The 11,483-nt window shown below is 59.9% G+C and carries 10 protein-coding genes; all 10 read left to right on the top strand.

What is annotated here, in order from left to right; all coding sequences use genetic code 11:
• Positions 1 to 15: 15 nt before the first annotated feature.
• Positions 16 to 2,241 (top strand): NADP-dependent isocitrate dehydrogenase, encoded by a 2,226-nt coding sequence (locus ACIP8I_RS26645; protein ID WP_400764854.1) that lies wholly within the window; start codon positions 16 to 18, stop codon positions 2,239 to 2,241.
• Positions 2,242 to 2,437: 196 nt separating this feature from the next.
• Complete coding sequence (locus ACIP8I_RS26640; protein ID WP_400764852.1) at positions 2,438 to 2,884, top strand: NUDIX hydrolase; 447 nt, start codon at positions 2,438 to 2,440, stop codon at positions 2,882 to 2,884.
• Positions 2,885 to 2,943: 59 nt separating this feature from the next.
• Positions 2,944 to 4,068: a tRNA 2-thiouridine(34) synthase MnmA gene (mnmA, locus tag ACIP8I_RS26635; protein ID WP_400764851.1), complete on the top strand. Its 1,125-nt coding sequence runs from the start codon at positions 2,944 to 2,946 to the stop codon at positions 4,066 to 4,068.
• A complete protein-coding gene (gene hflD / locus ACIP8I_RS26630) occupies positions 4,065 to 4,688 on the top strand; it encodes a high frequency lysogenization protein HflD (RefSeq protein ID WP_367084977.1) in 624 nt (207 codons plus the stop codon). The genes mnmA and hflD overlap by 4 nt, the downstream gene beginning before the upstream one ends.
• Positions 4,689 to 4,815: 127 nt before the next feature.
• The gene (purB, locus tag ACIP8I_RS26625) at positions 4,816 to 6,186 is read left to right on the top strand and encodes an adenylosuccinate lyase (RefSeq protein WP_047291732.1); all 1,371 of its coding nucleotides are present in this window, start codon (positions 4,816 to 4,818) and stop codon (positions 6,184 to 6,186) included.
• A gap of 86 nt (positions 6,187 to 6,272) precedes the next feature.
• Entirely contained in the window at positions 6,273 to 7,445 is a 1,173-nt protein-coding gene (locus ACIP8I_RS26620; RefSeq protein WP_003223820.1) for a cupin domain-containing protein, read from the top strand.
• Positions 7,438 to 7,863, top strand: coding sequence for a GNAT family N-acetyltransferase (locus tag ACIP8I_RS26615; RefSeq protein ID WP_400764849.1), 426 nt, complete (start codon positions 7,438 to 7,440; stop codon positions 7,861 to 7,863). Before ACIP8I_RS26620 ends, ACIP8I_RS26615 begins: the two co-directional genes overlap by 8 nt.
• Positions 7,864 to 8,125: 262 nt before the next feature.
• The gene (locus tag ACIP8I_RS26610) at positions 8,126 to 8,863 is read left to right on the top strand and encodes a secretin N-terminal domain-containing protein (protein WP_367084978.1); all 738 of its coding nucleotides are present in this window, start codon (positions 8,126 to 8,128) and stop codon (positions 8,861 to 8,863) included.
• A 473-nt stretch (positions 8,864 to 9,336) separates the two neighbouring features.
• The gene (aceA, locus tag ACIP8I_RS26605; RefSeq protein ID WP_400764847.1) at positions 9,337 to 10,662 is read left to right on the top strand and encodes an isocitrate lyase; all 1,326 of its coding nucleotides are present in this window, start codon (positions 9,337 to 9,339) and stop codon (positions 10,660 to 10,662) included.
• A gap of 624 nt (positions 10,663 to 11,286) precedes the next feature.
• Positions 11,287 to 11,483: NADH-quinone oxidoreductase subunit A (locus ACIP8I_RS26600; RefSeq protein WP_400764846.1), on the top strand; the 197-nt coding region annotated here is incomplete at its 3' end.

Here is an 11,483-nt window from a genome sequence, read left to right as displayed (position 1 = left end):
AGAGTTAATCCGAATATGCCCACCCGCTCGAAGATCATCTATAACTTCACCGACGAAGCCCCAGCCCTCGCCACCTATTCCCTGCTGCCGATCATCGAGGCTTACACCGCCTCGGCCGATATCGCCGTGGAAACCCGCGATATCTCTCTTGCAGCACGCATCCTGGCCAGCTTCCCCGAGCAACTGGGCGACAAAGCCGTAGCCGACCACCTCGCCGAACTGGGCGACCTGGCCGTTACGCCTGAAGCCAACATCATCAAGCTGCCGAACATCAGTGCTTCGGTACCTCAGCTGCAAGCGGCAATCAAAGAGCTGCAAGCCCAGGGTTACAACCTGCCGGACTACCCGGAAACCGTGACCAACGACGCCGAAAAAGAAGCCAAGGCGCGTTACGACAAGGTCAAGGGCAGCGCCGTGAACCCGGTTCTGCGTGAAGGCAACTCCGACCGCCGCGCTCCACTGTCGGTCAAGAACTACGCGCGCAAGCACCCGCACAAAATGGGCGCCTGGGCCAAAGACTCCAAGTCCCACGTCGCTCACATGAGCACCGGCGATTTCTACGGCAGCGAAAAAGCTGCCCTGATCGACGCCGCTGACGCTGTGAAGATCGAACTGATCGCCAAAGACGGCACCGCCACTGTCCTGAAAGAAAAAACCAGCGTTCAGGCTGGCGAGATCCTCGACTGCGCCGTGATGAGCAAAAACGCCCTGCGCGCGTTCATCGCCGCTGAAATCGACAGCGCCAAAGCGCAAGGCGTGCTGCTCTCGGTTCACCTGAAAGCGACCATGATGAAGGTCTCCGACCCGATCATGTTCGGCCAGATCGTTGCCGAGTTCTATAAAGACGCCCTGACCAAGCACGCTGATGTGCTGACCCAGATCGGCTTCAACCTGAACAACGGTATCGGCGACCTGTACGCGCGCATCAAGGCCCTGCCGGCCGAGCAGCAAGCACAGATCGAAGCCGACATCGCAGCGGTCTACGCCGCGCGTCCGTCGCTGGCGATGGTCAACTCCGACAAGGGCATCACCAACCTGCACGTGCCGAGCGACGTTATCGTCGACGCCTCGATGCCAGCGATGATCCGTGACTCCGGCAAGATGTGGGGCACCGACGGTCAGCTGCACGACACCAAGGCAGTGATCCCGGATCGTTGCTACGCAACCATCTACCAGGCCGTGATCGAAGATTGCAAAGCCAATGGCGCGTTCGATCCGACCACTATGGGCAGCGTGCCAAACGTTGGCCTGATGGCGAAGAAAGCCGAAGAGTACGGCTCGCACGACAAGACCTTCCAGATCAAGGCTGACGGCGTGGTTCGCGTTACCGACAGCAAGGGCAACCTGCTGATGGAACAGGCTGTTGAAGCCGGCGACATCTTCCGCATGTGCCAGACCAAAGACGCGCCGATCCAGGACTGGGTCAAACTGGCCGTCAACCGTGCTCGCGCCAGCAGCACCCCGGCGATCTTCTGGCTGGACCCGATGCGCGCCCACGACGGCGTAGTGATCGAGAAGGTTCAGGCTTACCTGAAGGATCACGACACCAGCGGTCTGGACATCCAGATCATGGCGCCGGTCGATGCCATGAAGTACACCCTGCAGCGCACCCGCGAAGGCAAGGACACCATTTCGGTGACCGGCAACGTACTGCGCGACTACCTGACCGACCTGTTCCCGATCATGGAACTGGGCACCAGCGCCAAGATGCTGTCGATCGTGCCGCTGATGAACGGCGGTGGCCTGTTCGAAACCGGCGCCGGCGGTTCGGCGCCGAAGCACGTGCAGCAACTGGTTGAAGAGAACTTCCTGCGCTGGGATTCGCTGGGCGAATTCCTCGCACTGGCAGCGTCCCTCGAGCATTTGGGTGTGAATTACAACAACCCGAAAGCGCTGGTTCTGTCGAAAACCCTGGATCAGGCCACCGGCCAGTTCCTCGACAACAACAAGTCGCCATCGCGCAAAGCCGGCAACATCGACAACCGCGGCAGCCACTTCTACCTGGCGCTGTACTGGGCTCAGGCCCTGGCCGCCCAGACCGAAGACGCTGCACTGCAAGCGCAGTTCGCGACCCTGGCCAAAACCCTGACCGAGAACGAGGCGACCATCGTTGCCGAACTCAACGCCGTGCAGGGCAAGCCAGTGGACATCGGCGGTTACTACCACGCCGACGCCGAGCTGATCAGCAAGGCCATGCGCCCAAGCGCAACCTTCAACGCGGCGATTGCTGCGCTGGTTTAAGGTTGTAATGCTGCAAAGAAACCCCGGCCCAGTGCCGGGGTTTCTGTTTCGGAATGCAACACAAAACCCTGTGGGAGCTGGCTTGCCAGCGATAGCAGTGGATCAGACACCTTCAATGTTGAATGATAAGCCGCCATCGCTGGCAAGCCAGCTCCCACAGGGAATCGGGTTTAACCTGGATATTGAGGAAGGTTTTATGGAATGGCTCCCCCACATCACCGTCGCCACCATCGTCGAAGACAACGGCCGCTTCCTGATGGTCGAAGAGCACAAGGCCGGGCGTAACGTGCTCAACCAGCCCGCCGGCCACCTGGATCCGAATGAGACCCTGATCGAAGCCGCCATCCGCGAAACCCTTGAGGAAACCGGCTGGGACGTCGAACCCACCGGCGTGATCGGCATTTACCTGTACACCGCGCCGAGCAACGGTGTGACTTACCAGCGCGTATGCTTCAGCGCCAAAGCGGTGAAACACCACCCTGACTATCAACTCGACGACGGCATCGTCGGCGCCAAGTGGTTGACCCGTAGCGAATTAATCGCCCAGCGCGACAACTGGCGCAGTGAGCTGATCATCCGTTGCATCGACGACTATCTGGCCGGTCATCACTTCAGTCTCGAACTGATCCGCCCTTCTCTTTAGCCTTGAGGCCGTGAGCCTGCTAGAATCGCGTCCTTTTTCAAGACACTCATTGAATCCCTATGCGTGATCCAGCCCCTTCTGACACATCCAAGAAGCGCGTCATTGTCGGCATGTCCGGCGGCGTGGACTCTTCCGTTTCCGCTCTCCTGCTGATCGAGCAGGGCGTTGAAGTGGAAGGCCTGTTCATGAAGAACTGGGAAGAAGACGACGGAACGGAATACTGCACCGCCATGGACGACCTGGCGGATGCCCAGGCCGTGTGCGACAAGATCGGCATCAAGCTGCACACCGCCAACTTCGCCGCCGAGTACTGGGATAACGTGTTCGAGCACTTCCTCGCCGAATACAAGGCCGGACGCACGCCGAACCCGGACATCCTGTGCAACCGCGAGATCAAGTTCAAGGCGTTCCTTGACTACGCCATGATGCTCGGTGCCGACCTGATCGCCACCGGTCACTATGTGCGCCGTCGTGACATCGATGGCCGCACCGAACTGCTCAAGGGCCTCGACCCGAACAAGGACCAGAGCTACTTCCTGCACGCTGTCGGCGGCGAGCAGATCGCCAAGACCCTGTTCCCGGTCGGTGAACTGGAAAAGCCCGAAGTTCGCGCCATTGCCGAGAAATACGAGCTGGCGACCGCCAAGAAGAAGGATTCCACCGGGATCTGCTTCATCGGCGAGCGACGTTTCAGCGACTTCCTCAAGCAATACCTGCCGGCGCAACCGGGCGAGATCAAAACCACCGAAGGCGAAGTCATCGGCCGTCACCACGGCTTGATGTACCACACCATCGGTCAGCGTCAGGGCCTGGGCATTGGCGGCCTGAAAGATGCCGGCGACGAGCCGTGGTACGTGCTGCGCAAGGATCTGGACACCAACGAGCTGATCGTCGGCCAGGGCAACAACCATCCGTGGCTGTTCTCCAGCGCCCTGCTCGCTTCGGAAATCTACTGGGTCAACCCGATCGACCTGAGCCAGCCACTGCGCCTCACCGCCAAAGTGCGTTATCGCCAGAGCGATCAGGCCTGCACCCTGGAAAAAACCGCCAGCGGTTACCGCGCCGTGTTCGACGAACCGCAACGCGCGGTAACCCCGGGCCAGTCCGTGGTGTTCTACGACGGTGAAATCTGCCTCGGTGGCGGCGTGATCGAAGTCGCCGAGCCGTGGAGCGGCCAGGCATGAGCCCGACTCAGGAACAACTGACGGCGCTGGGCGGGGTGTTTCTCGCCGCCGTGCTGGTCGACCGCATCGCCAAGTCCGGCCAGACCAGCGAGGCCGGCCTGAGCTGCATGCTCGGCAGCCTGCTGGTACGCGACCCGAAGGACACACTGGATGTGTACGGCGGCGACGACCTCAATCTGCGCGAAGGTTATCGCGCCTTGATCGGCGCCCTCGAACGCGACCCGAGCACCCTGCAGCGCGAGCCGCTGCGCTATGCCCTGTCGATGCTCGGTCTGGAACGTCAATTGGCCAAACGTGACGACATGCTCGACACCATTGGCAAGCGCCTGCCGCAGATCCAGTCGCAGGTCGAACACTTCGGCCCGGCTCACGAAAACGTGATTGCTGCTTGCGGCGCGCTGTATCAGGACACCCTGAGCACCCTGCGCCAGCGGATTCAGGTGCATGGCGACATGCGCAACCTGCAGCAACCGAGCAACGCTTCGAAGATCCGCGCCCTGCTGCTGGCCGGCATCCGTTCGGCACGCCTGTGGCGACAGCTCGGTGGCCACCGTTGGCAGTTGGTGATCAGCCGGCGCAAGCTGCTCAAAGAGCTGTATCCGTTGATGCGCAGCGAATAAATCGTCGCGCAATAAAAGCTTTGTAGTCTGTAGCGCGTAATACGCCGGTCAGTTGGCAACGGACCGGCGGATTTTTTCATGTATGATACGCGCCCCATTTCGTTGCCCGACTGTCCGAGAACACCCCATGCAGCTCTCTTCGCTCACTGCGGTTTCCCCTGTTGACGGCCGCTACGCCGGCAAAACCCAGGCCCTGCGCCCGATTTTCAGCGAGTACGGCCTGATCCGTGCCCGCGTCCTGGTTGAAGTGCGCTGGCTCCAGCGCCTGGCCGCCCACGCCGGTATCCCGGAAGTGCCAGCCTTCTCCGCCGAGGCCAACGCCGTTCTCAATGAACTGGCTGAAAACTTCTCGCTGGAACACGCCGAGCGCGTCAAAGAGATCGAGCGCACCACCAACCACGACGTCAAGGCGATCGAATACCTGCTCAAGGAGCAGGCGGCCAAACTGCCGGAGCTGGCCAAGGTCAGCGAGTTCATCCACTTTGCCTGCACCAGCGAAGACATCAACAACCTGTCCCACGCCCTGATGCTGCGCGAAGGCCGTGACGACGTGATGCTGCCGCTGATGCGTCAGACCGCCAACGCCATCCGTGAACTGGCGATCCGCTTCGCCGACGTGCCGATGCTGTCGCGCACCCACGGTCAACCGGCCTCCCCGACTACTCTGGGCAAAGAGCTGGCGAACGTGGTTTACCGTCTCGAGCGTCAGATCGCTCAAGTCGCTGCCGTGCCGCTGCTGGGCAAGATCAATGGCGCCGTAGGCAACTACAACGCGCACCTGTCGGCCTACCCGCAGATCGACTGGGAAGCCAACGCCCGCGCCTTCATCGAAGACGAGCTGGGCCTGGGCTTCAACCCGTACACCACGCAGATCGAGCCGCACGACTACATCGCCGAGCTGTTCGACGCGATCGCGCGCTTCAACACCATCCTGATCGACTTCGACCGTGACATCTGGGGCTACATCTCCCTGGGTTATTTCAAGCAGCGCACCATCGCCGGCGAAATCGGTTCGTCGACCATGCCGCACAAGGTCAACCCGATCGACTTCGAAAACTCCGAAGGCAACCTGGGCATCGCCAATGCACTGTTCCAGCACCTGGCGAGCAAACTGCCAATTTCCCGCTGGCAGCGCGACCTGACCGACTCCACCGTACTGCGCAACCTCGGCGTGGGCTTCGCTCACAGCGTGATCGCCTACGAAGCCAGCCTCAAAGGCATCAGCAAGCTTGAGCTGAACGCTGACAAGATCGCTGCCGATCTGGACGCTTGCTGGGAAGTCCTGGCCGAGCCGATCCAGACCGTAATGCGCCGCTACAACATCGAAAACCCGTACGAGAAGCTGAAAGAACTGACCCGCGGCAAGGGCATCAGCCCTGAAGCGCTGCAGACTTTCATCGACGGCCTGGACATGCCAGCCGAAGCGAAAGCCGAGCTGAAACAGCTGACTCCGGCCAACTACATCGGCAACGCTGTAGCGCAAGCCAGACGCATCTGATTCACCGATTGACCCGTTTGAGACGCCCGGCCGCGCCGGGCGTTTTTATTCCCGTCTGAAAAATGCTTTTTTTCAATAGGTTACACATGAATCCTGATACTCCTCTTCAACTTCTGGGCGGTCTCACGGCGCGCGAATTCATGCGCGATTACTGGCAGAAAAAGCCACTGCTGATCCGTCAGGCCATCCCTGACTTCGAAAGCCCGATCGACGCCGACGAACTGGCCGGCCTGGCCCTGGAAGAAGAGGTCGAGTCGCGCCTGGTGATCGAGCACGGCGAGCGTCCGTGGGAGCTGCGTCGCGGCCCGTTCGCCGAAGACGAATTCAGCAAACTGCCGGAAAAAGAGTGGACCTTGCTGGTTCAGGCCGTTGATCAATTCGTCCCGGAAGTCAGCGAACTGCTGGAAAACTTCCGCTTCCTGCCGAGCTGGCGCGTCGATGACGTGATGATCAGCTTCGCCGCCCCGGGTGGCAGCGTCGGCCCGCACTTCGACAACTACGACGTGTTCCTGCTGCAAGGCCACGGCCAGCGCAACTGGAAGATCGGCCAGATGTGCGACTCCGAGAGCCCGCTGCTGCAACACGCGGACCTGCGCATCCTCGCCGAATTCCACGAGACCGAAGAGTGGGTGCTGGAGCCGGGCGACATGCTCTACCTGCCGCCGCGTCTGGCCCATTGCGGTGTCGCCGTCGACAACTGCATGACCTACTCGGTCGGCTTCCGTGCCCCGAGCGCTTCGGAAGTGCTGACTCACTTCACCGATTTCCTCAGCCAGTTCCTGACTGACGAAGAGCGCTACACCGATGCCGATGCAAAACCGGTCAGCGATGACCCGCATCAGATCCAGCACGACGCACTCGGCCGCCTGAAAAGCCTGCTCGCCGAACACATGAGCGACGAGCGCCTGCTGCTGACCTGGTTCGGCCAGTACATGACCGAGCCGCGCTACCCGGAACTGGTGGTCGGCCCGGAAGACGTTGAAGAAGACGACTTCCTCAACGCCCTGCAAGACGGCGCGGTGCTGATCCGCAATCCGAGCGCGCGCCTGGCCTGGTCGGAAGTCGATGACGATCTGCTGCTGTTCGCCAGCGGTCAGAGCCGTTACCTGCCGGGCAAGCTGCGCGAGCTGCTGAAGATGATCTGCGCCGCCGATGCGCTGCACGTCGACAACCTCGGCGAGTGGCTGAACGATGAAGACGGTCGCGGCCTGCTGTGCGAGCTGGTCAAGCAGGGCAGCCTGGGATTCGCCGATGAATAAGATTCGCGTACGTGTCGCAGACTGGCAAAAGGACAACGCCGAGATCCGGCGCATTCGTGAAACGGTGTTCATCGCCGAACAATCGGTGCCACCCGAGCTGGAATGGGACGCCGATGACGCGACCGCCGTGCATTTTCTGGCGTTCGAAGGCGACTTTCCGATCGGCACCGCGCGCCTGTTGCCCGACGGGCACATTGGCCGGGTGTCGGTACTGAAGGACTGGCGCGGGATGAAAGTGGGCGACGCGCTGATGCGAGCGGTGATCGCCGAAGCCGAAGCCCGCGGCCTGCAGCAGCAGATGCTCAGCGCCCAGGTACAGGCCACGGCGTTCTATGAGCGCCTGGGCTTCAGCCTGGTCAGCGAGGAATTCCTCGAAGCCGGGATTCCGCATGTCGATATGGTTCGGCATTCGGCTTGATCGGGTGTGATCGCATACCTGTGAAACCCTGTGGCGAGGGAGCTTGCTCCCGCTGGGGCGCGAAGCGGCCCTGAAAATCCGGGGTCTGCTACGCAGCCCAGCGGGAGCAAGCTCCCTCGCCACAAAAAGCGGCAGATGAACACCCTCAAAACGCCCCGCCATTTTCGGATGCCGGGGCGTTTTGCTGTCTACGATTCAACTTGCCCCACCCCGGGCCGACAAACTGGCAATATCAAGCCTTTCGAAAGCGGAGATAACGGACATGTCCCTACGCACCCTGCTCACCACCCTGCTGCTCGGCTGCAGCCTGTCGGTGATGGCAGCCACAGAAATCGTGCCTCTCAAGTACCGCACCAGCGCCGACATGCTGCCGATGGCGCAAGACTTCATCGGCAAGGATGGCCAGGTCAGTGCCTATGGCAATCAACTGATCATCAAGGCCGAGCCGGACAAGATTCAGGAAGTCAAAGCACTGATCACCCAGCTCGATACTGCGCCCAAGCGCCTGCTGATCACGGTCGACACTAACGAAAACAACCAGCAGAACACCGGCGACCAACAAACCCGGATCATCAATTACAGCACCGCCAGCCGTGACGGCGGCATCCAGCAGATTCAGGCCAGCGAGGGCGCGCCGGCGTTGATCCAGGTCGGCCAGAGCGTGCCGATCACCAGCAGCCAGAGCAACTCCTACGGCGATTACAGCAGCCAGACCCAATACCGTAACGTCACCCAGGGCTTTTACGTGACAGCGAGCGTCACCGGCGACATCGTTCATCTGGCAATCAGTACCAACCGTGACCGCATGAGCCAGGAACGTCCCGATGTAGTGAACGTGCAAAGTACCGACACAACGGTCAGCGGACGCTTGGGCGAATGGATCACCCTCGCCGGCATAAACCGTGAAACCCAGGCCGACAAACAGAGCCAAAGCCGCAGCTACTCGACTCAAGGCCGGGATGACATGACTTTACGGGTGAAAGTCGACGCCTTGGACTAAAGCACCGAAAACTGACTGATTAGTCGTATTAGACGAAAGATGTAGTGCTTGAAAAAAAGCACTACAAAACGTTTGACGAGCCAAAAAAGCGAAGGCATGATGGCCTCGCTCCCGCTAATCAGAGGCCCTGGCAAGGGCCTTCGAAGCGATGTTCGCACCTACCCCGCGAACCGCTTCGTGTCTGTACCGCCCACAAGGTGTGTTTGACGAGGTTGCCGACTGGAACGAAGTTGTCCCGAGGGACGGAAGCGTATTTAGGTAACCCGGCTTCACGCTGCAGACCGTATAAAGGCCCACGACGCCCGCATGCGCCCGCAGTCCGCCACTACCTGCTCACTTCCCCTCGAGCCCATCGTTCATCCCGTCGCCTACCCCGCCGAATCCGACTTGACCACCTAAGCTTCTGGTCAGCGAGCGCAGGAATTTTCCACCGCAGAACAACTTTTCATAAAGACGCGACGAGGTTTATCTCCATGGCACTGACACGCGAACAGCAAATTGCAGCCCTTGAAAAAGACTGGGCTGAAAACCCGCGCTGGAAAGGCGTGACTCGCACTTACTCCGCTGCTGACGTCGTCCGTCTGCGTGGCTCGGTTCAACCTGAGCACACCTTTGCGAAAATGGGCGCCGAGAAGCTGTGGAACCTGGTGACCCAGGGTGCCAAGCCGTCCTTCCGCCCAGAGAAAGATTTCGTCAACTGCATGGGCGCCCTGACCGGCGGCCAGGCTGTTCAGCAGGTCAAGGCTGGTATCCAGGCGATCTACCTGTCGGGCTGGCAGGTGGCTGCGGACAACAACTCCGCCGAATCGATGTACCCCGACCAGTCGCTGTACCCGGTGGACTCGGTGCCAACCGTGGTCAAGCGCATCAACAACTCGTTCCGTCGTGCTGACCAGATCCAGTGGAAAGCCGGCAAGAACCCGGGCGACGAAGGCTACATCGACTACTTCGCGACAATCGTGGCTGACGCTGAAGCCGGTTTCGGCGGCGTACTGAACGCCTACGAGCTGATGAAGAGCATGATCGAAGCAGGCGCCGCCGGCGTTCACTTCGAAGACCAGCTGGCTTCTGTTAAGAAATGCGGTCACATGGGCGGCAAGGTACTGGTTCCAACTCAGGAAGCGGTACAGAAGTTGACCGCTGCACGTCTGGCTGCCGACGTTGCCGGTACGCCGACCATCATTCTGGCCCGTACCGACGCCAACGCCGCTGACCTGCTGACTTCGGACTGCGACCCGTACGACCAGCCGTTCGTGACTGGCGAACGTACTCAGGAAGGTTTCTACAAGGTACGTGCCGGTCTGGACCAGGCAATCGCCCGTGGCCTGGCTTACGCGCCATACGCCGACCTGATCTGGTGCGAAACCGCCAAGCCGGATCTGGAAGAAGCCCGTCGCTTCGCTGAAGCGATCAAGAAGGAATACCCGGACCAACTGCTGTCGTACAACTGCTCGCCTTCCTTCAACTGGAAGAAAAACCTGGACGACGCGACCATCGCCAAGTTCCAGCGCGAACTGTCCGCCATGGGTTACAAGCACCAGTTCATCACCCTGGCCGGCATTCACAACATGTGGCACAGCATGTTCAACCTGGCGCACGACTACGCCCGCAACGACATGACTGCCTACGTGAAGCTGCAGGAGCAGGAATTCGCTGACGCCGCCAAGGGTTACACCTTCGTGGCTCACCAGCAGGAAGTGGGCACCGGCTACTTCGACGACATGACCACCGTGATTCAGGGCGGTTCGTCCTCGGTAACCGCGCTGACCGGTTCGACCGAAGAAGAACAGTTCCACTGATTCGACTTCGCTGAGCAAACGGCCCTTGCGGATCGTATAGAGAGCTAACCGCAAAGCCGCAAGACTGACGCCCCGACTGGTTCGGGGCGTTTTTTTGCCCGCAGATTCCCCCGCCCGCCCTGTAGGAGCTGCCGAAGGCTGCGATCTTTTGATCTTAAAATCGAAAATCAAAAGATCGCAGCCTTCGGCAGCTCCTACAGGACCGGTGGGAAGCTACAGGACAAAACATTGATCCAGAGCGGTACACACGTCGGAAAAATCAGCTAAAACTGGCGCCTCCGCTACTTGCAGTAACGGGCATATAAGACAACTTCCTGATTACTGCACCGCTAAACAGTTACAAAACCAGCCCAAACGATATTAATTATCATTTAGCAGCAACTATGTTCGTTACATTTCCTACAAAACATAATTCATTGAAACCCGGCTAATGCCCGCCACGCACGGGTTACAGGGCAGCGGAGGTGCGCTATGTCCTTATTCCAATAAATAATTTCGCTATAGGAATTTTACTTGCCGGGTGTTTAGCCATAAAATCAGCGCGATTGATTGCTGCGACATATCGTCACTGCCTATTTCTTTATCAAGCTCAGAGACCCCTGCTCTCTGTTAAGGATTACCAGCATGCCCGAAGCGACAGGACTCATGGCCCACAACTGGGGCTTTGCCATTTTCCTTCTGGGTGTCGTCGGCCTGTGTGCCTTCATGCTTGGCGTCTCCAGCCTCCTCGGGTCAAAAGCCTGGGGCCGCAGCAAAAACGAACCGTTCGAGTCCGGCATGCTAGCTCCAGGTGGCGCCCGCTTGCGGCTCTCAGCCAAGTT

Origin of the sequence: Pseudomonas sp. NPDC088414 (assembly GCF_044753325.1) — a bacterium.
Lineage (GTDB): Bacteria > Pseudomonadota > Gammaproteobacteria > Pseudomonadales > Pseudomonadaceae > Aquipseudomonas.
This window is presented reverse-complemented; position numbering and strand designations above follow the sequence as displayed.

Excerpts from the sequence above, each read along its gene's own strand:
- ACIP8I_RS26645 (WP_400764854.1), top strand. The coding sequence starts at position 16 with ATGCCCACCCGCTCGAAGATCATCTATAACTTCACCGACGAAGCCCCA.
- ACIP8I_RS26640 (WP_400764852.1), top strand. The coding sequence starts at position 2,438 with ATGGAATGGCTCCCCCACATCACCGTCGCCACCATCGTCGAAGACAAC.
- mnmA (WP_400764851.1), top strand. The coding sequence starts at position 2,944 with ATGCGTGATCCAGCCCCTTCTGACACATCCAAGAAGCGCGTCATTGTC.
- hflD (WP_367084977.1), top strand. The coding sequence starts at position 4,065 with ATGAGCCCGACTCAGGAACAACTGACGGCGCTGGGCGGGGTGTTTCTC.
- purB (WP_047291732.1), top strand. The coding sequence starts at position 4,816 with ATGCAGCTCTCTTCGCTCACTGCGGTTTCCCCTGTTGACGGCCGCTAC.
- ACIP8I_RS26620 (WP_003223820.1), top strand. The coding sequence starts at position 6,273 with ATGAATCCTGATACTCCTCTTCAACTTCTGGGCGGTCTCACGGCGCGC.
- ACIP8I_RS26615 (WP_400764849.1), top strand. The coding sequence starts at position 7,438 with ATGAATAAGATTCGCGTACGTGTCGCAGACTGGCAAAAGGACAACGCC.
- ACIP8I_RS26610 (WP_367084978.1), top strand. The coding sequence starts at position 8,126 with ATGTCCCTACGCACCCTGCTCACCACCCTGCTGCTCGGCTGCAGCCTG.
- aceA (WP_400764847.1), top strand. The coding sequence starts at position 9,337 with ATGGCACTGACACGCGAACAGCAAATTGCAGCCCTTGAAAAAGACTGG.